Raw genomic sequence first — 26,761 nt, forward strand, 5'->3', positions numbered from 1 at the left:
TAAGACACAGGTTAGCTTTGTTTTTTTGGCAAAGCCAACCGCAATTTTAAGACCAGCAAACAATAACTGACAAAGAGCGGGATGGCAAATTACTGGGCGATCGCGATTGGCATCAATCAATATCAGTTATTTCAACCTTTAAGTTGTGCCCAAGCGGATGCTGAGGCACTAGACGATTTTTTGGTGACAGAGGCAGGTTTTCTCCCCGAACACTGTCTAGTCATGACAGATACTTCGCCACCGATTGGGGATAGATCAACTTACCCGACAAAGGAGAATATTTTACTGCTGCTTGAAGATTTGGCAGCAAGAAGTTGGCAACCAGAAGACTATCTGTGGTTATTCTTTAGCGGTTATGGAGTCAACTACAAGGGCAAAGATTATTTAATGCCAGCAGAGGGCAACCCGGAACTAGTACAAGAGACTGGCATAGAATTGCGATCGCTAATGCAAAGTCTGCAACTTGCTGACTTAAATGTATTGTTACTGCTTGATATCAACCGCGCTTTTGGCACTCAAGCAGATGCTCCCGTTGGTGAAGAAACCATAGAACTAGCCCAAGAGCTACAACTTGCGACAATTCTTTCTTGCCAACCAGAGCAATTTTCCCATGAGAGTAGCGAATTAGGTCACGGATTCTTTACAGCAGCTTTGTTAGAAGCTTTGGGTTCTGGTAATGGTAGCAACTTAGCAGATTTAGAAAGCTACCTCAGCCTGATCGTGCCAAAATTATGTCACCACCACTGGCGTCCTGTCCAAAACCCTGCCACTATCATCCCATCAAGGCAGCAAGTAATCTTGCCAGAATTGGCAGTGGAAAGCGACTTTCAAGCAGAATCGGTGATTTATCCCGAAGAATCTTTTGCTGTTGCCCTTGCAGCTCCTCCCCTCGATGATTCCTTTAGAACTTCAGCAGATCGGAGCAGACGAGGAGAAGCTACTGTGAAATCCTCCCAACAGGTGAAAAGTCAAAAAGTCCAGGGGTCAAGTAGCAGCTTAGTTGCCCAGCCAATGGCGGAAACTTCTTTAGGAGTCAATACCACAGGAAGATTTATCCCCAATTCTTCAAAAGGTTACGTCTCTCGATTGCCAGCGAATCAGCCAAGCATCCCTTTTTGGAAACAGTTTATCTTATGGGGCGGAGGCAGCTTGCTGGTAGCAGGTTTAATCGCTGTAGTTTTTCTCCGTAATCAAGAAACTTTCAGAATTAAGCAAATATCAAGCACATCACCCAATACCAATGTTAGCGATCGCCAAGTTATTGAGAATTTACCAAGCGATGGTACTCCAGCAGTTAGACTCAAAAATCAATCTAGCGCCCAAATAGTCTCTAATTCCGAGTCAAAAAAGCGGAATCAAGCAGTATTAGACCTGGCGAAAATGTCGCTCAGACAAACTCAGGCGAGCGATTTGAGCATGGCGATCGCTACAGCCCGAAAAATTCAATCGGGTGAACCACTGTACGAACAAGCTCAAGAGAATATTCAGATTTGGAGCCAGATGATTTTAGATTTAGCAGAAGGTCGTGCTAAACAAAGACAGTATGCCAGCGCTATTGCTGCGGCTCGATTAATCACCAAAGACGAAGCCCCCTACGCCAAAGCACAAGCAGCAATTAACCTGTGGCGGCTAGAGGGTAAACAGTATGTGAGCAACAGAACTCTTTTAGATGCAGCTAATGCCTTAATTAAGTCTGAACAGGCATCTACCTATAATCGAGCGATTGAAGTTGCCAAGAAAGTACCAGCAGATCAACCAGGCTTCGATACAGCCCAGAAATCGATCAACAAATGGAGTGAGAAAATTTTAGACCTGGCCAAGCGTCGCGCCGCCGAAGGAGAACGTAATGCCGCAATTGCCACCGCTGCTTTAGTGCCAGAGGAAACAGCCGCTTATGAAGATGCTCAGGATGCCATTCAAAAATGGCAAAAGAAATAGTAAAAAAATAATAAAAAATAGTTAGGAGTTAGGAATTAGGAGTTATATTATTGATCCCCGACCTTTTACTCCTGACTCCTAACTTTTTCCTCAGCGTTCATATCTCAGTATTAGCAGTACTGCGATACATCTTCGCCACACTCGTCGGCTAGATAGCACAACGCTCGGAAACGTAAACCAACCACTTCTTCATATAAGGGGTTGAGCTTGCACATGGGTGGGATGTGAAACAAGGTCTTCCCAAATAATTTGACATCGCGCTCAAAGGGGCATTGAGATGGAATCAGTTTGCACAAACGATGAGCTAGTTGGCGATCGCGGACTTGAATGTTTTCTACTCGCTGCCGTAAGGGTTGGAGAATATCCCAGTAAGGCTTGGAAGGAGAATGGTTAAGCTGGGTTGTTTTATGGTCAGTAGTCTCTGCTTGATTGATTGATACCCAGCTAGCCAGAAAAATCCTTTTTGTGGTATTGTCGAATACCTTCATGGTTAACCCTCTGTGTTATTGAGGCTATTCACCTTTTTGATGAATATATACAACGTGGCAACGAACTTTCCCGGAAAAATCGCGTTCTGACTGCGATATAATGTAATACCTGATTAGCCACTTAAGTCAGAACCTAATTTATTACTACGTCAAGTTAATCGCAAATTTCTGGGGATCGGTAGTGTAATATTACGATCTTGTTCATAACTTGACACAGTTTAAATTTTAATGAAGACATCCGTCATTGGATAGGTTTTAGTGTAACATTTACAGAACTTAATATAAGGTCTTTCTGAAAGTATTTTTGCTAAGTATAAACATCAGTAATACTCTAGAAGGCTTTTTTCCTCTCGGTGTTCCCACTTTCTCACGTAAGTGTGTTCTATTGATTGATGGCTGAATGCCGTAGAAGCACTGATTTTTGATCGATTAGCATCGATTGCATTTCACAAAACTTAGGTTTGCAGTCGTAATTTGAGAATGATATAGTCTGAAGCGTTAAAATCAGATGAACTTGCTTATGGGTATTTCTGTACTTTACAGGGCAATTCCTCCTTCCAGTACACTGTTTGCAAGAGATGAAAGTTGGGAAGGATAGTGTCTTGACCACTTTGAGCAGTGGAGAGATTTGTTTATTTTAGCAGCCGAGAACAATGAGGAGATATTGGTTGGAGTTGCTCGAGGCGACAGCAACCTAACAAGTTAGATCGCCTCCAATAACTATATATAGATAATTTCTATACCCATGATAAAAGAAAGCGCAAAGACGTTCAGAAAAATTCTGTGTCTTTGCGCCAATCAAAGTTTAAGCCATGAAAACCACTGCTCAAACTTCTCTCTGTATGGAATTTTTATCTTAAATTCTCTATGATGCTACCTGAGCAGCAGTCCGAGTGCGTCGCCTTCTCCCATCAGCAACTTTTACAGGTGGCTCATCAGGGATTTGCATCAACAAAGTTACAGATGGCTGACATTGCAATTCCCGACGGATGGAACGTTGCAATTCTCGTTCTAAAGTTCCTTGCAATCCACCCCAGTCTATATCTGCTGCTTCACCTTGCTCAGGAGCAAATTCTGTCCAGCGCACAGTCAGGATTTCTTCAATGCGTTGTTTTACCCAAGTTTGTAACAGCGATCGCTCTACACTTGTTACTACACCCCGCAGGTGAGTTTCTGGTTTTGCTAACAGTTTACCATTCCAATCAATGGCAGCTGCGATCGTGATAATGCCTTCTGAAGCCATGCGTTGCCGTTCTTGCAGGACTTTAGCACTTACCATACCCGAACTAGTAGTATCCACCAATTCAATACCCGATGGCACTTTACCAGCGACACGAATGGCATCTTCTGTCAGTTCGACAATATCACCATTCTGAATAATGATCGTGTTTTCTGCGGGAATGCCCATACTCTGAGCCGTTTCTGCGTGCTTCACCAACATCCGATGTTCGCCGTGAAATGGCACAAAGAATTTCGGTCGGGTTAAGGCAATCATCAGTTTTTGTTCTTCCTGACAGCCGTGACCGGAGACGTGGATTCCTTTATCTCGACCATATACCACTTTCGCACCTTGAATCATCAATTTATCAATGGTGTTGACTACAGCGATGGTATTTCCGGGAATTGGGTTAGCAGAGAAGACTACCGTATCTCCTTCACGGATTTTAATGTGAGGATGTTCTTTGTTGGCAATGCGGGTCATTGCTGCCATTAATTCACCCTGAGAACCTGTAGTTAAGACTAAAACTTTTTCGTCAGGGAGATTGCGGACTGCGTGCAATGGTTGCAACAGATTATCTTCACACTTTATGTAACCTAAATTGCGGGCATGAGCAATCAAGTTCAGCATGGAACGTCCGACAACTGTCACTACACGATTCTGCTTCTTCGCAATATCCAAAATCATGTTAATGCGATGGACGCTAGAAGCAAAGGTAGTGACAAATAGTCGCCCAGGTGCTTGACTAAATACTCTCTCCAGATTGGGATAAACTGAGCGTTCCGAAGGTGTAAATCCTGGTGTCTCAGCATTAGTAGAATCACTTAGGAGGCAAAGAACGCCTTTTTCACCATGTTCTGCTAGGCGTTGCAAGTCAAACTTTTCACCATCCACTGGAGTGTGGTCAATTTTAAAATCCCCTGTGTGAATGACTACACCAAGGGGAGTATGAATGGCAACAGTGAAACTATCAGCGATGGAGTGAGTATTGCGGATATATTCAACTAAAAAGTTTTTACCAATTCGCACTACATCACGTGGTAAAACTGTTCTTATTTCTGTGCGATCGCGGACTCCTGCTTCTTCTAATTTACCCTCTAGCATTGCCATTGCTAATCTGGGCCCATAAATCACCGGGATATCAAATTGCTTGAGGTGAAAAGCAATCCCGCCAATATGATCTTCATGACCGTGAGTAACAATCATCCCTTTAATTTTGTGGCGATTTTCCCGCAGATAGGTCGTATCTGGTAAAACAATATTTACTCCATGCATCGCCTCTGTAGGAAAAGCCAATCCCGCATCTAACAGGATAATTTCATCGTCATACTCAAAAAGACAGGTATTTTTCCCAATTTCGTGCAAACCGCCCAAAGGAATAATTTTCAAGGCGGAATTATTAGCTTCGTTTTTAGCCATTTTCTCCTTAGATTGTTACTTGTGGTTAATTAAGTTGATAGTTAACGAACTTGCATTTAAGACATCATCTGTCTCTTAAGTCAGTCTGAAAGCAATCAAGTTTTAATTGAAGATTTCAATTTTTTATTCAATAAAATCGACTGTACACTCAAGGATTCATAGTATATCTATCAGTCCTAGCACAGGTTTTTAAATTGCAATTTATGAACAATTATGATCGTTGTTTATATGTATCTTTGGTAATGAGTAGATTAGCAATGCTTAACTAGTTGGTGGCTAGATTAAACTAAGTTCTTTCAGAACCGCTTCTAATTTTTGACTGACTTCTACATCAGCTTCACATAGGGGCAGACGAGTTGAACCAACCTCCCAACCTTGAAGTTTCAGTGCTTTTTTCACTGGAATTGGATTTGAAGTGAGAAATAGGGCTTTAAACAACGGGAACAGTTGGAGATGAATGTCGCTTGCTACCTCAATTTTTCCGGCACTAAAAGCTTGGATCATCTGCTGTAGTTGGTTTCCTACCAGATGAGAAGCTACACTTACCACACCCTTTGCCCCGATCGCTAACAAGGGCAAAGTCATGTAATCATCACCAGAATAGATGTGGAATTCTTTTGGTGTCAAGCGGCGAATTTCGCTTGCCTGATCTATACTACCAGTGGATTCTTTAATCCCGACAATATTGTTAACCTCAGCTAACCGGGCAACTGTTTCTGGCTGAAGGTTTTGTCCGGTACGACCGGGCACATTATATAACAACAATGGTAAGTCGGGACAGGCTTGTGCTATCGCCTTAAAGTGCGCTTCCAATCCCGCTTGTGGCGGTTTGTTGTAATAAGGAACAACTTGTAAGGAACCATGTACTCCTATTTTAGACGCTTTTTCGGTGGCTGCGATCGCTTCTTTAGTGGAATTTGATCCACAACCTGCGATGACCTTGGCTTTTCCGGCCACGGACTGCAATACCTCGACAAACAACTGGTATTCCTCATCCCAACTTAGCGTCGGGGACTCTCCTGTTGTGCCGCACATCACCAATGTATCTGTACCATTGTTAGCTAGATGCGCCGCCAGTTCTGCCGCTACATCATAGTTGACACTACCATCTGCTTTAAATGGCGTAATCATAGCGGTTAAAACATTGCCAAAATCTCCCACCCTTTTTTCACTCCTGATTACCCATGTTTTTATATCTTGGTGGTTCTCTATTGTAATAACCTATCTGCAAATTGCTTTCAAGTGTCATTAGTCTTTTGTCTTTTGTCACTTAACTAATAACTAATGACTAATAGCTAATGGTTTGAGTAGATTTTTCTCTACCAACAATTCGGCGATTTGGATTGCATTTAATGCTGCGCCTTTACGGATTTGGTCGCCACACAACCATAATTCCAAGCCACAAGGATGGGAAATATCCTGACGAATTCTTCCCACTAGAACTTCATCTTGACCTGTTGCTTCAATTGGCATCGGAAAATGGTTAGTTCCCCAATCTTCTACCAATTTTACTCCAGGGGAGGAATTTAAAATTTCTCTGGCTTCCTTCGCACTAAAGGGAGTCTCAAATTCTAAATTAATGGCTTCTGAGTGGGCACGGAGTACGGGAACCCGTATACAGGTCGCAGTGATTCTGATTTGCTGCGTGCCAAATATTTTTCGGGTTTCGTTCACCATCTTCATTTCTTCCTCACAATAACCCAAATCGTTTAATGGAGAGTTATGGGGGAATAAATTAAATGCCAATGGGTAAGGCAATATTTCGGCAATCGGTGGCTGTCCTTGTAGTATAGCGCTTGTTTGGGTTTTGACTTCTGCCATTGCCCTAGCACCTGCACCACTAGCCGATTGGTAGGTTGCAGCGACGATGCGTTGCACTGGTTTAACTTTATGCAATGGCCAGACTGCCACAGCCATTAAAATCGTTGTACAGTTGGGGTTTGCAATAATGCCTTGGTGATGCGCTGCGGCTTGGGGATTCACCTCTGGCACTACTAAGGGAACTTCTGGGTTCATCCGAAAGGCGCTGGAGTTGTCAATTACCACTGCGCCCTTTTCGACGGCAACTGCTGCCCAAGTTTTGGATGTGGAACCACCTGCACTAGCCAGTACTATATCGACATTTTCAAAGGCGCGATCGCTCACTGGCTCTATTGGTATATTTTCCCCTTTAAAGCGTAGCGATCGCCCCACACTCCGCTCTGATGCCAATAACTTCAATTCAGCAACCGGAAAGTTACGGTTTTCTAATAATTCCAGCAACTCAGTGCCAACTGCACCAGTTGCTCCCAAAATAGCTAAACGATAGGATTTCGACAAATTTGTTTCCTCCTTTAAGAGACTTATCTGCAATTTATTGGAACAATTGACAATTTTTTATATAATTAGCGATCGCAGCCTGGAAATAGATTTTGAATAAGCTTTAGATTTTTTCTAATTTACTCTGTTTTTATATATTTATTAATGCATTTATTTGCTTGCTTCTTTAATAAGTTAAGTAATGTTGAATTTTACGACTATGGACATCCATTTATTTTATCCGTTTTTAACTATAAACTGCCATTGAGCAGAAAAATGTAGATATCTGCACTTAGACGTTTAACAGGCATCTCACCTATAAGGCAAGAGACATCTTGGCTACACAAAAGTTGTTCACCAAGATGATGAATGTACTACTAAGATCGAAATGCACAAAACAAGTACAAAACAAACTTAGCTATGCGCTTAGGTTAACGGATACGCTGTCGTACCATAACTTAGAAATAGCTAGACTCAATACTATAACTTTAATTTGGGGTACTAACCACTCGTTGAGAACCAGGATATCACGGCATTAGCTCACTGAATAATTAATTCCTGAGAGTAAGAAGGGATTCGGGAGTGGAGGAATAATGAGCGAGCAGGGGAAGATGGAGAATAACCAATGCCCAATGCCCAATGACCAAATTGTTATGAAAGTAAAATGTCAAGTCCTTGGTCATTGGCAGTAAACTGGATCTTTGCCCCAGGACAAACATCCATCCTTGGATGTCACAAGACCTTTTGGCAAACTCCCATTACCCCTAAGAGACATTAAGCCATAAACGCAAACAATTATTTTATTGCGTTTTGTGTGTACTCGGAGTATAAAATACCAGAAAACTAGAGACAAAGCATGAAAGTCACCCAGGAAAAACTTCCCGCCAGCCAAATTGGCCTGGAAATAGAGATTACGCCGGAAATTACCAAGCAAACTTACGAACAGGTCATTAAAAACTTGGCGAGTACTGCCAATATTCCTGGGTTTCGTAAAGGCAAAGTGCCTCGGCCAATATTACTACAACGGCTGGGTACGACTCGAATCAAGGCAGCGGCGCTGGAAGAACTAATTCAAGATGGCATTGAGCAAGCAGTCAAACAAGAAGCCATCCCAGCAATCGGTCAGCCGCAATTGCGCTCCTCTTTTGAGGATTTGATTAATAATTATGAACCGGGAAAACCCCTGACGATTTCGGCTGCTGTCGATGTAGAACCAGAAGTGAATTTAGTGCAGTACACTGATTTGCAAGCTAAGGCTGAAGAAGTCAAGTTCGATCCAGAGCGAGTAGACAATACTCTGGATAAAGAACGCCAAGAATTGGCGACATTGATTCCTGTGGAAGGACGTGCAGCCCAAATTGGCGATATTGCCGTAGTCGATTTTAAAGGTTCATTCGCCAGAGTTGAGGGCGAAGACGAAGCAGCGGAACTAGAACCGATTCCTGGAGCCGAAGCAACTGATTTTCAAGTTGAGTTGCAGGAGGATAAGTTTATTCCCGGCTTTATTTCGGGAATAGTGGGGATGAATCCTGAAGAAACCAAAGAAATTGCGGCGCAGTTCCCAGATCCTTATGCTAATGAAGATTTAGCTGGAAAAGCGGCAACTTTCACAGTGACGCTCAAAGAACTCAAGGAAAAGGAGCTACCAGAAGTAAATGACGATTTCGCTCAAGAAATCAGCGATTTTGAAACCTTAGAAGAGTTACGTGCTTCTTTGGTAGAGCGATATCAAAAAGAGGCAGACGACAAAACAAAAACAAATAAGCAGGAAGCTTTGTTAACAGAACTGCTTAAGCACGTAGAAGTTGACTTACCAGCAACCTTGATTGAGCAAGAAGTGGATGCAATGCTAACGCAAACAGCAATGCGGCTATCTCAGCAGGGATTGGATGTGAGGAAGTTGTTTACTCAAGATATTATTCCTCAACTGCGGGAGCGATCGCGTACTGAAGCAATTGAACGCATCAAACGTTCCTTGTCCTTGCGGGAAATTGGCAAACGCGAATCTATCGAGGTAACACCAGAAGAAATCGCAGCCAGAGTCAAAGAGCTTTTGGAGCAATACTCAGAGGAACAGGACGTTGATGAAGATAAACTGCGGTCAATCGTAGAAAACGAACTGTTAACCGAAAAAATCATTGATTGGCTTTTAGAACACTCATCAGTTGAACTTGTACCCGAAGGTTCTTTGAGTCCCGCCGAGGAAACGGAAGACGCAGAATCAGATGGTGATGCTGATGCATCTCAGGCTGAGGAAGAAAACAACGAAACTTCCACAGAAGTCACAGAAGGATAATCAAAAATCTCACAGCCATGAATTCACCAGTTCTGAGTTAAAGTACTGGTGAAATGGGTAAGGTAAGAGAGATGAGGAAGCGGGGGAGCAGGGAGCAAGGGGATAAATAATCAATGCCCAATGCCGAATGCCCCATGATAAATAATTAAAGAATTAATGAATTTTCGGCAAATAGTGACATCGGTTATCGCCTGAGCTTGATACTGTGTTACACGAGAGGAAATTATATGAGGCATAATGGTTAACACGTAGCTTATACAAATTCCATTCGTTGAAAAGGCAGCATCGGCTGCTGAAACATTTGTCCTAAATTATCGTCAAAGAAAGCTTGTATGCTTGAATCGCAGTCGGGAAATTCCCCAATCAGCAACTTAAGTCGAATAAACATTAACTCCCAGTTAAGCAGCCCTAGCAACATCGTACCGATGGTTATAGAGCAATCTGGCATGGGAGAAAGAGCTTTCGACATCTACTCCCGCCTGCTGCGAGAGCGGATTATCTTTTTAGGAACACCAATAGATGATGCCGTAGCTAACTCAATTGTGGCTCAGTTGTTATTCCTAGACGCCGAAGACTCAGAAAAAGACATCCAACTGTATGTTAATTCTCCTGGTGGCTCCGTCTACGCAGGGATGGCAATCTATGATACAATACAGCAAATTCGCCCTGATGTTGTTACCATTTGTTTTGGATTAGCCGCGAGCATGGGGGCATTTTTGTTGACAGCAGGAGCTGCCGGTAAGCGAATGTCTCTGCCCGACTCCCGGATTATGATTCACCAACCACTTGGTGGCGCTCAAGGTCAAGCTATTGACATTGAAATTCAAGCCAGAGAAATTCTTTATGTTAAGGCTAAGTTGAATCAGTTAATGGCTCACCATACTGGTCAACCCTTAGAAAGACTTGAAGCTGATACTGAGCGTGACTTTTTTATGTCGGCTGAAGAGGCAAAAAACTACGGTTTGATTGATCAGGTCATTTCCAGGCAAAATCTTCCCGTAGCAGGGGAAAACGTCACCATTCTGAAATAAGAGGCTGGTATGGTTAAGTACGACTCCCATTTAAAATGTTCATTTTGTGGCAAGTCTCAAGAGCAGGTGCGTAAGTTAATCGCGGGGCCGGGAGTCTACATCTGCGATGAATGCGTTGACTTGTGTAATGAAATACTAGACGAGGAGTTACTCGATACCAGTGGTGCGGCAGCACAACCAGCGCCAAGAGCAGAACCACCTGAAAAACGGCGTACCCACTCTGCTAGTATTTCGTTTAATCAAATACCCAAGCCAAGAGAGATTAAAAAATATCTAGACGAACACGTTATTGGTCAAGACGAAGCGAAGAAAGTGCTTTCAGTCGCCGTTTACAATCACTACAAGCGACTGGCGGTGATTCAGTCTAAAGCCAGTGGCAAACCTGGGGCGGATGATGCAATAGAACTGCAAAAGTCCAACATTTTATTAATTGGCCCGACTGGTTGCGGCAAAACTCTCTTAGCCCAAACCCTAGCGAAAATCTTGGATGTACCCTTTGCCGTTGCCGATGCGACGACGCTGACGGAAGCGGGGTATGTGGGAGAAGATGTAGAAAATATCTTGCTGCGACTGTTGCAGGTGGCAGATTTGGATATAGAGGAAGCCCAACGGGGAATTATTTATATTGACGAAATTGACAAAATTGCTCGTAAGAGTGAGAACACGTCAATTACCCGTGATGTTTCTGGCGAAGGCGTGCAACAAGCATTGCTGAAAATGTTAGAGGGAACGATCGCCAATGTACCACCTCAAGGAGGGCGCAAGCATCCCTATCAAGACTGCATCCAGATTGATACAAGTAATATTTTGTTCGTCTGTGGTGGTGCCTTCGTAGGCTTAGACAAGATTGTAGATCAGAGAGTTGGCAAAAAAGCAATAGGCTTTGTGCAACCGGGAGAAGGCCAATCGAAGGAGAAACGAGCAGCAGACACTCTTCGCCATCTAGAACCGGATGATTTAGTAAAATTTGGCCTGATTCCAGAGTTTATTGGGCGGATGCCAATGGTAGCAGTAGTAGATCCGCTAGATGAAGAAGCGCTGATGGCTATTCTGACTCAACCACGTAGCGCCCTAGTGAAGCAGTACCAAAAGCTGCTTAAGATGGATAATGTCCAATTAGATTTTAAAGCAGATGCTTTACGAGCGATCGCTCAAGAAGCTTACCGCCGTAAAACTGGTGCGAGAGCATTACGTGGTATTGTCGAAGAATTAATGTTGGATGTAATGTATGAGTTACCATCCCGTAAGGATGTGACACGCTGTACAGTTACAAGGGAAATGGTCGAGAAGCGATCGACTGCTGAACTTATAATACATCCATCTTCATTACCGAAGCCGGAATCAGCTTAATAGTTATTAGTCATTGGTCATTAGTCATTGGTCAAAAAATAAGGAATAATAACCATGTAACAGGGACTAATGACAACTGACAAAGGACAATGACTAATGCCTTATATTAATGTTCGTGGCGTTGAGCATTACTACGAATGGGTGAAAAAACCATCTGGTTCTTTGGTCAAACCAGTGATGGTTTTCATCCACGGTTGGGCTGGTTCGGCTAGGTATTGGCAAAATACTGCTAATGCTTTATCAGAGCAATTTGATTGTTTACTCTACGATTTGCGCGGATTTGGCCGTTCTCGTGGGAAGCCAACCATCGCCCAAGTAAGTGAAGCTGTTGCTGAATCTGAGTCCCCACAGGAAGAATCAGAGGCAATCAGAGAGTTAACCTATGAGTTAGAGGAATACGCTGATGATTTGGCAGCTTTGCTAGATGGGTTGCATATTCAGCGTGCTTATATTCATGCTCATTCAATGGGCGCTTCTGTTGCCACTTTATTTTTTAACCGCTATCCCCAACGAGTTGAACGAGGAATTTTAACTTGTAGCGGCATTTTTGAGTATGACGAAAAATCCTTTAGTGCCTTTCATAAATTCGGTGGCTATGTAGTGAAATTCCGTCCCAAATGGTTAAGCAAAATCCCATTTGTTGACCGAATGTTTATGGCCAGATTTTTATATAGTTCCATACTACATTCTGAGCGGCAAGCTTTTTTGGAAGATTTTCTGGAAGCAGATTATGATGCAGCTATAGGAACAATTTTTACTTCAGTCAGTAAGGCTCAAGCTGAAGTGATGCCACAAGAGTTTGCTAAGTTGACAGTGCCGACTTTACTCGTGGCGGGGGAGTATGACAAGATTATTCCAGCCGAGATGGGGCGTCAAGCAGCTGCACTGAGCGACAAAGTGGAATTTGTGATGATTCCCAACACAGCCCATTTCCCAATGTTGGAAGATGTACCAACTTATCTGCAACGGGTACAAGAGTTTTTGCAAATTAACACGCCAGAGCCACAGCTGAGTTAACTGATTTTTCAGATAGCCTGTACAAGGCAACAGCGTCGTACTGGTCAGGATGCCCGATATATTGCAGCAACAAAGTTGGGTCTAAATTCGGAAAGAAACCACTACGATGTACTTCTCCATACTCGTCAGCCGGATTTAAACGAAACGTTTTTATCTGGTTAGATTTCCAGAACCAAACTTCAGGCACTTTCTTGGGTTTGTATAACTCTTTTCGATTAATTGTGCCGCTAGTAACAATGTCACGAGTTTCTTTATTGCTGCCAATGCAGTAAGACTCATCGGGTGTGCCAGAACCATACCCACCACGACCATAGAACCGAATTCCCAACTCTCTCATGTAAGCTTCTAGCAAGTATCCAAGAGTTGTTTTCACGTACTCATGTTTATCTCCAATGGGCGACATGATTTCTAAGATTCGTGACAAATAAGAGAGTCGGACATTAGGGTTGTCCTTTTGCTGTACCTCAATACCTTTGAATTCCTCCCAAGAAACATCGGCAACGGTCACTAGTTTCTCTTGTATGGGATAGTCCAGAATTGGGATGCTCATATCGCCTCTCAACAGTTTCAGATATACATCGACTTGATTGCTTCCAACAAACCAACGTAGGGTTGTATTTCCCCAATCATAATCCTGAGTTATTTGCTAAGTGTGTCCGTCTGTGCGATTCTTACCCTTTGAATTAACTCAAACCTAGTTCTCGTTTCAGCAAGTTAATCGAGTTAGCGCCGATATAATTTTCAACCTTAATTAGCTTTGGTGGACGAATAATATCTTCATCAGATGCTTGCACGGCTGCTTGTACTGCCGCAAAACTGGCTTGGTCGCTGATGATTACCTCAGCCCGTTTAACCATTGCCTGAAGTTTATAAGCGTCTTTTGGCTGCGAAGTCATCACTAGCAGCTCATCCCCCCGCAAACCGTGGAGAATGACTTCTGCTGCTCTTGCAATCCCGGAACTGAGGCTAACTATGCCTACACAGTTTTCTTTTGGTAGGGTTTTCAAGATGCTGAGTTCTTTGCTGTAGTCGTAGATATCGAGAGGAATTACTCGTGCAGCTTTTGGAGCTGCGATCGCTTCCACATTACTGATAAAATATCGACTGGTGACGACTGTCGCAGAGGTAGTTTTATCTAGCACAGCTGTTAATTCTTCCATTGCTACCAACTGGACTGGTATTTTTAGCGATCGCTCTAATTCATACACCATCAATTCACCAGCACCCATATCATAAGATGGAACTGCAACCAGTACCCGCGCACTACAACGCAGGCGCCAGTCAATTTCCGCTAAAAATAGCTCTCTAGCCTGATTTAGCGAACATCCTTGGGAGAGCAACTCGTCAAGTGCTTGCTGGACAACTTGATATGCATTAGGATTTTGTTTGAGAATTGGTGATTGCAGCCTACTACCGCCCTCATGACCTTGGGCACGAACATAAATACCCGAACCAGCCATACTTTCAACAAATCCGTCTTCCTCTAGTTGACGGTAAACCTTACTTATGGTATTACGGTGTAACCCCGTTTGCATTGCCAACGCCCGTGTGCTTGGCAATTTGTAAGCAGGGGGATATTGTCGAGAAGCGATCGCAAATCGGATTTGATTAAACAGCTGGGTTGATGCGGGAATTTCGCTGTCTGGCTGAATACGGAATTGAATCATCACCAAACCTCCTAATACTAAGTGCTGTTAGCGGTAGCGGGGCGTTTAGTCCGTGCTGAGTTTTGAGTGCTGAGGTTTGAGTATTAAGTGTTGCTTACCTACTCAGCACTTTTAACTCAGCACTCCTTCAGTGTACAGATGTATTTGCTACATCTCAAATATGTTTATTTACATATAAAGTTTTTCTGGGAGAAATTTCTAATGCGCTCACTACTGGTAATTGATAATTTAATTAGAAAAAAGCTGGGCATACTGGCATAGTTATATCAAATAAACACACGGCTAATCACACGGCACTGGTAAAAATTATTATGACAGAGCAAGCAACAATTACCACAACGGTTAATCTTTTGCAAGATAATATTCAAGTGTCTGCTTATTTGGCGCAACCAAAAGAATCTGGTTCTTACCCAGGAGTCGTGGTATTACAAGAAATTTTTGGTGTCAATGTTCACATTCGGGAAGTTACAGAACGGATTGCCCAATTTGGGTATGTAGCGATCGCGCCTGCACTTTTTCAACGGATTGCTCCTGGGTTTGAAACCGGATACACACCCGAAGATATTGAAACGGGCAGAAACTACGCTATGCAAACTCAAGCTTCAGAGTTATTGAGCGATATTCAACTAGCAATTGACTACCTCAAAAATCTGCCTCAAGTCAAAAAAGATGGTTTTGGCTGTATTGGCTTCTGCTTTGGTGGTCATGTTGCATATCTTGCAGCCACCTTGTCAGATATTAAAGCTACAGCTTCCTTCTACGGTGCTGGAATTACCACTCGCACACCGGGAGGCGTAGCTCCTACTGTCACCCGCACCAGAGAAATATCAGGTACTCTCTATGCCTTCTTTGGCACAGAAGATGCTAGCATTCCAGCCGAACAAGTAGATGAGATTGCAACAGAGTTAGAAAAATATAAAATTCCTCATCGTGTGTTTCGCTACGATGGAGCTGATCACGGATTTTTCTGTAACCACCGTGCCAGTTATAATCCTAAAGCTGCGGCCGATGCTTGGGAGCAAGTAAAACAACTCTTTAGTCAACTGAACTGAAGCATACGCAGCCAGGTTTGTCATTAGTCATTGGTCATTGGTGAATAACAAAGGACAAATGACAAATGACAAATGACAATCTAAACTTCAGTTGCACCATATCAAATAACAATTAATCTTCAAAAGTCATGAATTCCGAATCGAAACTTTCTCAAACAGCCAATTCGCCCTTTACAATGGACGATTTTGCCAAAGCACTAGAAAAACATGACTACCAATTTCAAAAGGGACAAGTTGTACATGGCAAAGTGTTCCAACTTGACCATGATGGCGCTTATGTCGATATTGGTGGTAAGTCGTCAGCTTTTCTCCCACGCGATGAGGCTTCTTTGAGAGCAGTTACCGATTTATCGGAGGTGCTGCCATTGCAAGAGGAAATGCAGTTTTTGATTATCCGAGATCAGGATGCAGAAGGTCAAGTGACCCTTTCTCGAAAGCAGTTGGAAATTCAGCACATCTGGGAACGACTGACCCAAATGCAGGAGAATACTCAAACTGTACAAGTACGGGTTACGGGTGTGAATAAAGGTGGTGTAACCGTCGATATTCTTTCTTTGCGGGGATTTATCCCGCGATCGCACCTAGCAGAGCGTGATAATTTAGAAGCACTCAAAGGTCAAAATCTGACTGTGGGTTTTTTGGAAATTAATCGCAATACCAATAAACTCATTCTTTCCCAGCGTTTAGCAACTCGTTCTAGCAACTTCAGCTTATTAGAACTAGGTCAACTGGTGGAAGGTAAAGTTACTGGCATCAAACCTTTTGGTGTATTTGTCGATTTAAGTGGGATGAGCGCCCTACTTCATATCAAGCAGGTAAGCCAGAAATTCATTGATTCTTTAGAAAAAGTATTTCAAGTTGGCCAGCCAATTAAAGCTGTAATTATCGACTTGGATGAAGGTAAAGGGCGGGTTGCTCTTTCTACCAGAGTTTTAGAAAACTTTCCTGGCGAAGTGCTAGAGAATTTCGATGAGGTGATGGCTTCGGCCGAGGCGCGTGCTCATAGAGCTAATAACAAAGCCTCTGAATAGTTTTGAGGTGGGCTGCTTGCACAAAGCTAAGATGTCGCTTGAAGAAGCTATAAACTTGTTGAGCCAGTAAAACTAATCTCATTAACCTATCCCCTGCATCTACATAAGATATGGGGGATAATTTTTAGAGTATTAAAATAAATAAGGTGTGACTTATTGGTGTGAAAATACCTTGAGCATGGTAACAAAGTATAAAAATATGCTCATATCTCTATTTAAGTATTGCTCAATGAATTTTGAGCATATATCGAGCATTTTGACAACTATAAACGCTGTAACTATTCAATTTAGGTATTTATATGTTTCTAGTAACTGGATCAACCGGAGGAATTGGTCGCAGAGTTGTGAGACTCTTACGACAACGAGAACAGTCTGTACGGGCATTTGCCCGCCTTAACTCACGCTACAGCGAGTTAGAACACCGAGGTGCAGAAATTTTCATTGGTGACTTGCTTGAGGAAAAAGATATCCAGAAAGCGAGTCGGGGTGTCCAATATATTATTAGCGCCCACGGTTCTGATAGTGATGCCCTATCTTTAGATTACCGCGCCAATATTGAACTCATTGACCAAGCAAAAGCCAATGGTGTAGAGCATTTTGTCTTTATTTCCGTATTGGGAGCCGATCGCGGATATGAAGATGCTCCGGTTTTCAAAGCCAAACGAGCAGTAGAGCGATATTTGGCAGCTAGTGGCTTAAATTACACTATTTTACGCCCAGCTGGATTAGCATCTAACTTGCTGCCACTGGTAGAACGGTTTCGGGAAACGGGATTGTATCTGCTGATTGGCGATCGCAAAAACCGTACCTCAATTGTCAGTACCGATGATTTGGCAAGGATAGTGGTAGATTCTGTGACAGTTGAAGGCGCTCGCAATCAGATTTTACCCGTCGGAGGGCCAGAGATTTTATTACGAGAAGATATTCCCCGAATTTTTGGTCGGATCTTCACCAAAGAACCAGTAATAATTAACTCACCACTATTTGTTGTTGATGGGTTACAGGGTGCATTGGGTTTATTTAATCCCCAAATCCAAAAAGCTTTGGGAACTTACCGCACATTGCTAGCAAATGAATTTTTCTGTACAAAAGATGAAATTGCCAATTTAGAGGCGATTTATAACTTCCAGTTAGAAACATTAGACAATTTTCTGCGGCGCTATTTAGCAGTTTGAATTAAACATCATTAGTCATTAGTCATTGGTCATTACTGAATAACCAAGGACAAATGACAAAGGACAAATGACTAATGACAAATAACAAAGGATAAAAATATATGGTAAATGCTGCTCAAGCACGTCAGACAAAAGAGCGATTCGCCCAACCAGAGGAACAACTCACTTATGAATTGGGTAAAGCAGTACAGGAATTGCCACCTCTATACACTAGATTATTAGCGGGAACGATGAGCGTCGTCGTATTTGGAGCGATCGCTTGGGCGCACTTCTCGCAAATAGATGAAGTAGCAACAGCACCAGGGGAATTAATTGCTTCCACACAGGTAAGACCGGTGACATCCTTGGGTGGAGGGTCAATTGTCGCTGTGAAAGTGCAAGAAGGCGATCGCGTTACTAAAGGTCAAGTTCTGATTCAAAAAGATCCAGACTTGAAAATAACCGATGTTTCCCGCCTTGCGAAATCTACTAGATTAATTCAAGACGATTTGCAACGTTTGGATGCAGAACGCACCGGAGGTAAAACTACTGGGACGAAACTGCAAGATGAACTTTTAAACTCCCGCCTGCAAGACTACCAAGCGCGTCAAGCAGCAGCAGAAGCAGAAGCAAATCGCCAAATGGCACTTATCGATCAAGCCAAAGTTCGCTTGACGCGATTGCAAGACAACTCAGTTAACGCCAAAAGCAGCTTTGTAAATGCTCAAACCAACCTTGCCAACGCAGATAGCATCCGAATTAAAATTGAAAGCAATTTGGCACTTGCACAAGAAAGAGAAAAAAGCCTACGCACTCTAATCACTCCTGGCGCTGTCCCTCGTGTCGATTACATAGATGCCCAAGAAAGATTAACTCGTGCAAAAACAGAAATCACTAAAGCACAAGATGAAGTAACCAATGCCCAGAATAGAATAACAGAGGCTCAAGATAAAGTCACATCATTAGAAAAAGACACTGCCGCCCAAGTCCAAGAAATTCGCCAAGCAGAACAAGCTTACAAAGCTGCACGTAATCAGGTTCAACGTGTAGTATCAGAACGCCAAAGTGAAATTTTGACGCAGTTTAACAAGCGTAAAGAAGAACTGACAACTGTTCAAGGTCAATTAGAACAGGCCAGAAAGCAGCAAGCTTTAGAAACGATTGAAGCTCCCGTTGCTGGTACTATTTACAGAGTCAAAGCCACCAAGGGGCCAGTACAATCGGGCGAAGAATTGGTGTCAATTTTGCCGGAAGGGGAAGAAATGCTCTTAGAGGTGAAAGTTCTTAACCGCGATATTGGGTTTATTCGTCAAGGAATGAAAGCAAAAGTTAAAATGGCGACTTTCCCATTCCAAGAATTTGGCATTGTGGAAGGCGAAGTCGCGCAAGTCAGTCCGAATGCAATTATTGATAAAGAATTAGGCTTAGTTTTTCCGACAAGAATTAGGCTAACTAAACACTCAGTCAACGTCCGGGGTCAAGAAGTAGAATTTACACCAGGGATGGCTGCTACAGGTGAAATTGTCACTCGGAAGAAGTCAATTTTGACATTTATTACCGAGCCAGTGACACGACGATTCAACGAAGCATTTTCAGTTAGGTAGGTTTATACGCAGTCAACAGCCTACGGTAGGGGCAATTTATGAATTGCCCCTACACTTTGCTCAACCCAACGGTGTTGCAACCCAACCTACACAACTTAAGGCTTTGACACTAACTGAACTGAATACTATTGGTTCTGTATTGGAGTCAACTGGAAATCATTATAATTTTCAAGCAAGACCAAAGAATTTTCTATACTGTTCTATTTGTTTTTGCATCCCCTCTAGTAGTTTGCCATAATCAATATTATTCTCATCTTCACTGCTATCCACATTGATGTTCCCCAGAATTTCCTCATAGTTTTGGACTTGCGACCATAAGTCTGGATTAGCTAATCCGTTATTACCTTCGGCTGATATCAGATATTTTGCAGTTTCCGTTATTGCCTGACCAATCACAGGATTAAAATCAGAATTATTCAAACTAGCAATAGTTTCTGGTGTTAGATATTTTGCAGTTCCGATAATTGCTTGACCCATTAGAGAACCAAAATAGGAACTATTAAAGCTAGAACTTGTTTGTGATGTCAGATAATTTGCAGTTTGTCCATAGACCCCTAGCAGATTATTATCAGACATTACCTGCCTTGTCAGGGAACTGACATTAGAAAAATTAAAACTAGAGCTTGTTGTTTGTGTATTATTTCCTCTGGTTTCTGCAATCACCTGACTTGCTAGAGAACTGACATTAGAAATATTTAAACTAGAATTTGTAGTTTGTGTACTATTTCCTGCGGTTTCTGTGACAATTTGACGTACTTGGGCATCGGTCAGGTTAGGATTAGCAGTAAGCATCAGGGCAACTATACCAGCAACGTGGGGAGTAGCCATAGAAGTGCCGCTATAAGTGGCATATTGATTATTTGGAACTGATGAATAGATTTTAACTCCTGGGGCTGTAACATAAGAGATTTCATTGGTTCCAGAGCGGTTAGAGAAGTCAGGCATGTTATTGTTTTGATCTACTGCCCCAACGGCAATTCCCGACTTGGAGGCGTAGCGCGCGGGATAACCTGGTAATGAGTCACCATCATTACCTGCTGCCATGACGACAATTACTCCTTTGCTGCTGGCATATTTAATGGCTGACTCTAGAGTACGATTAGAAGATCCGCCTCCTAGACTGAGGTTAATTACATTGGCTCCATTATCTACAGCGTAGTGAATGCCTTTCGCTATGGAACTATAGGAACCAGAGCCAGAGTCATTTAAAACTTTGACAGGCATAATTTTGGCATCGTAGGCAATACCAGTGACACCGTAGTTATTATTTTCTCCTGCGATCGTGCCAGAAACATGAGTTCCATGACCATTTTTATCTAGGATGTTGTTGTTATTATCAGAGAAATTCCAGCCGGAACTATCATCAACATAGCCATTGCTATCATCATCTATACCGTTACCTGGAATTTCTTTGCTATTTGTCCAGATATTATTACTTAAATCCTCGTGGTTATAGTCAACTCCAGTATCTAAAACAGCAACAACAACACCTTTACCTGTGTATCCCCGTGCCCAAACTTCTGGTGCTTTTACAAGGTCTGCTCCCCAATTATTGCCACCAAGATCGGGAACATCAGCAAAGGTATTTTGACCAATAGCTTTAGCCACTGCTGCTGCTCCATTAATTAAGCCATAACCATTAGTGGAGTTATAATTTTCTGCACTAAAATCATTAGTAGTAGCGTTACTGGTATTTTCGGAGTCACCATTATTTAGCAACTGCACATCAGTATCAGTTGATTTATAGCTACTACGTCCGCTAAATTTGAGGTTGTAGTAATCATTTGTGTGAAAGCTATCTAAAGAGGAAATTGAAGTGGCATTTAACTGTTTATTTGAGAATACATTGCTATTAACATCATCAATAGGCATAAGTTTTGGTTCTCAAAGATAGTAATCATTTGTTGACAGATTGAAGCTTTAAAATCTTTACAAGAAAAAGATTTTAAGGTGTGAATAAGCTTCATTGTCAATAATTACTATGTAATCTCAGAACAAAATGCTAATTCTACTACTAAAAAGCATAATCAATAGTGGAATGTTTGTTAATGTCTTAAATTTGTAGGAGTTTAAGTATAAATTGGTGGGATAAAAAAGTAATTGCATTATGCTTCTATAGCATTTCCCGACAAGCGTAAGGTACACCCGTAGGGGCACGGCACTGCCCATTGGTGCCAACTTAAGCTGAAACTCCTTTAAAACAAAACCTCGTTTTCAGTCGGAGTCGGGAAATGCTGCTCTTGGTGGCTCTGCCGCGGGCAAGGGAGGCGGAGCCTCAATGACGGCATTCCCAGTCGGAGACTGGGAACGAGATAATTTAAATTGCATAAGCTGGGCGGGCAAGATGCTCGCCCCACAAGAGTTATGTTTAATTTATTACTCAAAGATGGCTAATTATTTTGAGTATGTTTCTGAGCATTAAGACTTGAATTACCAGTTCCATGTGCTATTTCAGAAGAGCGAAATTGCTCACCGACAAATGTCAATGAATCGGCTAAATGTTCCCGCCAGTATTGCCAAGTATGACTGCCGGGAAACTGACGAAATAAGCTTTGAATTTTGAGTTTTTTTAGAACTTTAGTAAATTGTTCGGCTTCGTCAATTTCTTCACTATCTGACATGCCAGAATCTAGGTAAATTTTCAATCTTTTTTGAGCTTTTAAAGGAATGTTTTTAATATAAGATATTGGGCTATTTTCCGGGCCACTTTTATCATGAAAATAACCACTATGACTAAATAAAATCGAGAAATGATCTACGTTGTGTAATCCGACATTTATTGCACCCCAACCACCTGAAGATAAACCACCTATCGCCCAAAAATCTGGGTTAGTTAGTGTACGATAACGGCTTTGCACAACTTTTACTAACTCATTCCCTACGGCTGTGGAGACTTTACCGTTAGGGCCATCGATGTATTGGGAGTCCCAGTAGGGGCTGGAGCCGCGTTTGTCGTTACCATCTGGTGTAATGATGATGCTGGGTGGCAACTTGCCTGTAGTATAAAGTTGTTCCACAGTCTTGAGAGCTTGTCCCTTATTCTGAATAAACCAATCATTGGGGCTTCCATGTCCACCGTGGAGAAGAAAGATTACAGGATAGCTTTTTTTTGGGTTTTTTTCATAGCCAGGAGGTAAAGAAACGCCATAAGTGCGACTTCCACCCATTGCTTTACTATCGTAGGTTTCAATTTTGTAGGTTAAGAGAGTAGTTTGGGTTGGAATAATGGGAGGCGCTGTTTGTAAATTTTGCGGTTGCAGTGGTTTTGCGACGACACTTTGGGAGAAATTACAGCCAACTAGAGTTAATACTGAAAATAGCAAGAGAATTTTAGATTGTTTGTAGTTCATCTTTGAAGGGTGTTGGCCAAACAAGGCATTATTGGATAGTCGGTGCTTGTTTTCAAAAGCTTATGCAAGTGATATGTCAATGCTGTGTCAACAGGATGGAAACTTTACGACTGGTTGTAAATTATAAAGTCAAGAGTTAGGATAAGTTTCTTCACGATGCTTAAAAAGTTGCGACTCAATTTCAGTTCTTTGTTTGGCTTGTTGTTGCTGGTACTTTCTTTGTGGGCGATCGCTAGCGAATTACGTCAGTATAATTATCGTGATATCCTCAACTCTCTAGCTACTATTCCCAAAAGTCGCTTAAGCTGGGCAATTTGGCTGACTGCTTTGGGCTATCTAGTGATGATTGGGTACGATATCTTAGGTTTTAATTACATTAATCGTTCTTTAAGTTGGAATAAGATAGCTTTCACTAGCTTTATTAGCTCTGCATTTAGTAATACCATCGGTTTTGCCTTGCTGACTGGCAGTGCTATCCGTTATCGATTTTACTCAACTTGGGGAGTGTCAGCAGTTGCGATCGCTCAAGTAATTGCTTTCGCTAATTTTACCTTTTGGTTGGGAATGTTTGCCGTTGCTGGGTTAATATTTGTGATCAACCCTTTGACAATCCCCACACAATTACATTTGCCTTTTGCAACAGTACGTCCCATCGGTGTAATTTTTTTGCTGTTGATTGCTATTTACTTGTTGGGAAGCATTTTAATTAAACAAACATTAACCATTCGTCAGCAAGATTTTCGTTTTCCTTCTTTGCCAATATCCCTAGCTCAAATTGCAATTTCTAGCTTTGATTGGATTCTGGCTGCGTTGGTTCTTTACGCCATACTTCCTAGCAATACACCTTTGTCTTATCTAGAATTTTTAGGAATTTATTTACTAGGTATGTTTGCAGGTGTTGTTAGTAATATTCCTGGCGGTTTGGGTGTATTTGAAACTGTGATTTTGCTGTTTATCTCTGATAAAATTTCGGCGGCAGCAGTTTTGGGTTCACTATTAGCTTATCGGGGAATATACTACTTTTTACCTTTGCTGCTGGCAGCAGGTTTGCTGGGAATATATGAAATTAGATTTAGAGCCAATAGTTTAAAAAATATCAATAAATTGTAAAGTTGAGCTTCAGTATGACTACGAAGAACAATATCCCCGACTTCTTGAAGAAGTCGGGGATATAAGCCTTTCTATTTTAATTTAGAGAAACTAAGTAAAATCGGTAACTACTATTTATTTTGAATGCGGAATCCTGCGGCACTAACTTCATATATGGCAGCATAAATTCCTAATTTTTGCTGAGGCGATCGCTAATTTAACTCCATAAAAATAGTAACAGCTTAATTGCAAATTTTGAAGTAGATTTCCATAAATCACCATCAAAATTCCGTTTTACTGTTTGAGGAGAGAAATAATCATGAAAAACAAAGTATTGTTTGGCGCTATCTTTATGGCAACTTGGGTAGGGACATTAATTCCTAGCGCTTTTGCTGCTTCACCCTGTTCTGTAGGACAAAAGGCTGAGGTTCTTTGGAAGCAAGCATGGTATCCGGCAACGGTACTTAAGGTTAATAATGATAATGAGAAGTGCTATATTACCTACGATGGTTACAGCAGTTCTTGGAATGAATGGGTTGATGCTGAACGCTTTCGTGTATCATTTCAAGCTGGAGATGCAGTGAGAATTTTGTGGAAGGGTAAATGGTATCCAGGACAGGTTTTAGAAGTTAGTAACGATCATTATAAAATTACTTATGATGGCTACGATAGCTCTTGGGATGAGTGGGTTGAACCTTCCAGAGTAAGCAGATAGAGAATATTTCACTTTTATAAGTTTAAAGGGACGATTTCACCTGTTGGAGTCGTCCCTTAAAATTTAAAAGGGTGGTTAGAAACCGTAGTTACTCACCCCTAAAAGATTGGTTTGGCGTTGCTTTCCCGCCCTGAAATAAATTTCGGGCTAATAGCTCAAGTCCGTTGAAACGGACTGAAATCAGAGTAATCAAGAATGATGGGTTAGACTCCCTATTAATTCGCCAACAGTCTCATTCCATTCGCCCTAGCTCTGTTAAACTGAGAATCATAAGTGAAATCTCGTATACTTCGGCAAACTTATGGAGCCAGTATCATTGACAGCAGGTGCGATCGCAACCTTGGTAATCATCAAAGCCTTTGAAAAAACTGGTGAAATCATCGGCGAAAAGGCTTGGAACGAAGGCGAAAAGTTGTTAGTTCTGCTGAAACGCAAGGAACCTAGCACAGCGAAGCTTATCGAAAAGGCTAAAACACAACCTTTAGATTACAATCAGGCTTATCTTATTGGGCAGCAGGTAGAGGAAGCGGCAAAGAAAGATCCTGAAATTGCCCAAACTGTGGAAGCTGTAGCCAATGAAGCACAACCTCAACTGACGAACACTATTATTGAAAATTGGCAGGGGATAAATATTAAAGGTGGAACTAATACCATTTCTGGTAACACCTTAAACTTCTGACTAAAGTCGCCCCAAGGGGAATCGATAGTTTCTTCTACTGAAATACCGCAAAATTTGCCCCTGAGTGGGGTAGAGAAGTTTGTCGGGCGTGAAGAGGAATTGCAAAATCTTCACCAACTTTTGCAGGATAATAAACAAGTAGCCATTGCTGCGATCGCTGGCATGGGTGGAGTTGGTAAAACAGAACTGGCTTTACAATATGCCAGCAAGCAACGCAACACTTACAACGGTGGGCTTTGCTGGTTGCTGCCAAAAACTGGAGATGTGGGCATTCAAGTTGTGCAGTTTGCGAGAACGCAGCTTGATTTAAAGCCACCAGAAGATTTTGATATAGTCGCGCAAGTGCAATACTGTTGGCGGCGTTGGCGTAAGGGTGATGTGCTGCTAGTGTTGGATGATGTCAGTGACTACGAGGAAGTCAAGCCTTACTTACAGTCGCTACCTTCTCGCTTTAAAGTGCTGATGACTACGCGCCAGAAGTTGGGACGCATCGCACAGTTATCTTTGGATGTGCTGCAACCAGAAGCGGCGCTGGAATTATTAAAGTCTTTACTCAAAGAAACACCGGGGCGAATTGAAAAAGAATTAGCTTTAGCAAATCAGTTATGTGAGTGGCTGGGATATTTACCTTTGGGTGTGGAATTAGTTGGGCGATATTTGGCGAGGAAACAGGATTTATCTTTAGCAGAAATGTTGCGGCGGTTAGAGAACAAGCGATTAGATGAGCGTTCCCTGTCTAAATCTAAGTCGGAAGCCGACATGACAGCACAACGAGGTGTGTTAGCAGCCTTTGAGTTGAGTTGGCAAGAATTAGAAGACAGTGATAAGCAATTGGGTTGTTTATTGAGTTTATTTGCAGTCGCACCTATACCTTGGAAGTTGGTGGAACAGTGTTTACCAGAAGAAGAGGAGGAAGAGTTAGAGGAAATTAGAGATGATACTTTGCTGAATCTGCATTTACTCCAGCGCAAAGGTGAGGGAATCTATCAACTACATCCACTGTTGAGAGAGTTTTTTCAATATAAGTGTACAGGTTTAGATAAGGTAGAGGAATTAAAGCGATCGCTTTGCTGGGTAATGGTAAGAGTTGGCCAAGATATTCCTGAAACACCCACCCTTCAGCAAATCACCGCCGTTTCTCCTGCCATTTCTCATATAGCTGAAGTAGCGAATAATCTGATTCAATACGTCAGCGATGATGATTTATTTTGGCCTTTCATCGGCAAAGCTATATTTTATGAAGCTCAAGGTTTATATAACCAAGCTTTACCTTGGTATGAGCAGTGTTTAGAAGTCACTAAAAAGCGCTTGGGTGAAGAACATCCAGATGTCGCAGAAAGTCTCAACAACCTAGCGGTACTCTA

At 42.1% G+C, this 26,761-nt stretch carries 21 protein-coding genes; 13 read left to right on the forward strand and 8 right to left on the reverse strand.

From position 1 onward, the window contains the following. Nucleotides 1–81 precede the first annotated feature (81 nt). Nucleotides 82–1,938, forward strand: coding sequence for a caspase family protein (locus tag HWQ39_RS21830; protein ID WP_292849500.1), 1,857 nt, complete (start codon nucleotides 82–84; stop codon nucleotides 1,936–1,938). A 110-nt stretch (nucleotides 1,939–2,048) separates the two neighbouring features. On the opposite strand, the gene HWQ39_RS21835 is transcribed toward HWQ39_RS21830, so the two are convergent. From HWQ39_RS21835 to HWQ39_RS21850, 4 genes are all read right to left on the reverse strand, one after another. Beyond that, nucleotides 2,049–2,426, reverse strand: a complete 378-nt coding sequence (locus HWQ39_RS21835; RefSeq protein WP_292849502.1) for a Mo-dependent nitrogenase C-terminal domain-containing protein — start codon at nucleotides 2,424–2,426, stop codon at nucleotides 2,049–2,051. A gap of 865 nt (nucleotides 2,427–3,291) precedes the next feature. Then, on the reverse strand, nucleotides 3,292–5,064 hold the full coding sequence (locus HWQ39_RS21840) for a ribonuclease J (protein ID WP_292849504.1): 1,773 nt from the start codon (nucleotides 5,062–5,064) through the stop codon (nucleotides 3,292–3,294). 276 nt (nucleotides 5,065–5,340) lie between these two features. Continuing rightward, nucleotides 5,341–6,225, reverse strand: coding sequence for a 4-hydroxy-tetrahydrodipicolinate synthase (gene dapA, locus HWQ39_RS21845; protein WP_292849506.1), 885 nt, complete (start codon nucleotides 6,223–6,225; stop codon nucleotides 5,341–5,343). 120 nt (nucleotides 6,226–6,345) lie between these two features. Continuing rightward, nucleotides 6,346–7,383, reverse strand: a complete 1,038-nt coding sequence (locus HWQ39_RS21850) for an aspartate-semialdehyde dehydrogenase (RefSeq protein ID WP_292849508.1) — start codon at nucleotides 7,381–7,383, stop codon at nucleotides 6,346–6,348. An 835-nt stretch (nucleotides 7,384–8,218) separates the two neighbouring features. On the opposite strand from HWQ39_RS21850, the gene tig reads away from it, so the two are divergent. The 4 genes from tig (at nucleotide 8,219) to HWQ39_RS21870 (ending at nucleotide 13,056) form a co-directional block, all read left to right on the forward strand. Further along, entirely contained in the window at nucleotides 8,219–9,658 is a 1,440-nt protein-coding gene (gene tig / locus HWQ39_RS21855; protein WP_292849510.1) for a trigger factor, read from the forward strand. A 332-nt stretch (nucleotides 9,659–9,990) separates the two neighbouring features. Continuing rightward, the gene (gene clpP, locus HWQ39_RS21860) at nucleotides 9,991–10,689 is read left to right on the forward strand and encodes an ATP-dependent Clp endopeptidase proteolytic subunit ClpP (RefSeq protein WP_069071412.1); all 699 of its coding nucleotides are present in this window, start codon (nucleotides 9,991–9,993) and stop codon (nucleotides 10,687–10,689) included. Nucleotides 10,690–10,698: 9 nt separating this feature from the next. After that, on the forward strand, nucleotides 10,699–12,039 hold the full coding sequence (gene clpX, locus HWQ39_RS21865) for an ATP-dependent protease ATP-binding subunit ClpX (RefSeq protein WP_292849512.1): 1,341 nt from the start codon (nucleotides 10,699–10,701) through the stop codon (nucleotides 12,037–12,039). A gap of 96 nt (nucleotides 12,040–12,135) precedes the next feature. Then, nucleotides 12,136–13,056: an alpha/beta hydrolase gene (locus HWQ39_RS21870; protein WP_292849514.1), complete on the forward strand. Its 921-nt coding sequence runs from the start codon at nucleotides 12,136–12,138 to the stop codon at nucleotides 13,054–13,056. On the opposite strand, the gene HWQ39_RS21875 is transcribed toward HWQ39_RS21870, so the two are convergent. Continuing rightward, nucleotides 13,028–13,606, reverse strand: a complete 579-nt coding sequence (locus tag HWQ39_RS21875) for a Uma2 family endonuclease (protein ID WP_292849516.1) — start codon at nucleotides 13,604–13,606, stop codon at nucleotides 13,028–13,030. The genes HWQ39_RS21870 and HWQ39_RS21875 overlap by 29 nt on opposite strands. Before the next feature lie 133 nt (nucleotides 13,607–13,739). Next, nucleotides 13,740–14,723 (reverse strand): GntR family transcriptional regulator, encoded by a 984-nt coding sequence (locus HWQ39_RS21880; RefSeq protein WP_292849518.1) that lies wholly within the window; start codon nucleotides 14,721–14,723, stop codon nucleotides 13,740–13,742. A 311-nt stretch (nucleotides 14,724–15,034) separates the two neighbouring features. Between HWQ39_RS21880 and HWQ39_RS21885 the strand changes: the two genes are divergently transcribed. The 4 genes from HWQ39_RS21885 to HWQ39_RS21900 all read left to right on the forward strand — a co-directional run bounded on the left by HWQ39_RS21885 (nucleotide 15,035) and on the right by HWQ39_RS21900 (nucleotide 19,564). Further along, nucleotides 15,035–15,775 (forward strand): dienelactone hydrolase family protein, encoded by a 741-nt coding sequence (locus tag HWQ39_RS21885; RefSeq protein ID WP_292849520.1) that lies wholly within the window; start codon nucleotides 15,035–15,037, stop codon nucleotides 15,773–15,775. A 128-nt stretch (nucleotides 15,776–15,903) separates the two neighbouring features. Further along, nucleotides 15,904–16,806: a S1 RNA-binding domain-containing protein gene (locus HWQ39_RS21890; protein ID WP_292849522.1), complete on the forward strand. Its 903-nt coding sequence runs from the start codon at nucleotides 15,904–15,906 to the stop codon at nucleotides 16,804–16,806. A gap of 299 nt (nucleotides 16,807–17,105) precedes the next feature. Beyond that, nucleotides 17,106–17,981, forward strand: coding sequence for an SDR family oxidoreductase (locus HWQ39_RS21895; protein ID WP_292849524.1), 876 nt, complete (start codon nucleotides 17,106–17,108; stop codon nucleotides 17,979–17,981). Between the two features lie 101 nt (nucleotides 17,982–18,082). Beyond that, nucleotides 18,083–19,564, forward strand: coding sequence for an HlyD family efflux transporter periplasmic adaptor subunit (locus tag HWQ39_RS21900; RefSeq protein WP_292849526.1), 1,482 nt, complete (start codon nucleotides 18,083–18,085; stop codon nucleotides 19,562–19,564). 168 nt (nucleotides 19,565–19,732) lie between these two features. Here the strand turns inward: HWQ39_RS21900 and HWQ39_RS21905 are convergent, their stop codons facing one another. Both HWQ39_RS21905 and HWQ39_RS21910 read right to left on the reverse strand, forming a co-directional pair. Then, on the reverse strand, nucleotides 19,733–21,436 hold the full coding sequence (locus HWQ39_RS21905; RefSeq protein WP_292849528.1) for a S8 family peptidase: 1,704 nt from the start codon (nucleotides 21,434–21,436) through the stop codon (nucleotides 19,733–19,735). A gap of 518 nt (nucleotides 21,437–21,954) precedes the next feature. After that, on the reverse strand, nucleotides 21,955–22,914 hold the full coding sequence (locus HWQ39_RS21910) for an alpha/beta hydrolase-fold protein (RefSeq protein ID WP_292849530.1): 960 nt from the start codon (nucleotides 22,912–22,914) through the stop codon (nucleotides 21,955–21,957). Nucleotides 22,915–23,070: 156 nt separating this feature from the next. On the opposite strand from HWQ39_RS21910, the gene HWQ39_RS21915 reads away from it, so the two are divergent. From HWQ39_RS21915 to HWQ39_RS21930, 4 genes are all read left to right on the forward strand, one after another. Beyond that, on the forward strand, nucleotides 23,071–24,024 hold the full coding sequence (locus tag HWQ39_RS21915; RefSeq protein WP_292849532.1) for a lysylphosphatidylglycerol synthase domain-containing protein: 954 nt from the start codon (nucleotides 23,071–23,073) through the stop codon (nucleotides 24,022–24,024). 298 nt (nucleotides 24,025–24,322) lie between these two features. Next, entirely contained in the window at nucleotides 24,323–24,718 is a 396-nt protein-coding gene (locus HWQ39_RS21920; protein WP_292849534.1) for an agenet domain-containing protein, read from the forward strand. A 301-nt stretch (nucleotides 24,719–25,019) separates the two neighbouring features. Further along, nucleotides 25,020–25,397 carry a hypothetical protein gene (locus tag HWQ39_RS21925; RefSeq protein ID WP_292849536.1) on the forward strand — a complete coding sequence of 126 codons (378 nt, stop codon included), beginning with the start codon at nucleotides 25,020–25,022 and terminating at the stop codon, nucleotides 25,395–25,397. 54 nt (nucleotides 25,398–25,451) lie between these two features. Continuing rightward, the coding region (locus HWQ39_RS21930) for a tetratricopeptide repeat protein (RefSeq protein ID WP_292849538.1) at nucleotides 25,452–26,761 on the forward strand (1,310 nt) is incomplete at its 3' end.

The sequence above is a fragment of the Nostoc sp. NMS8 genome (genome assembly GCF_017115045.1).
Classification (GTDB): Bacteria; Cyanobacteriota; Cyanobacteriia; order Cyanobacteriales; family Nostocaceae; genus Nostoc.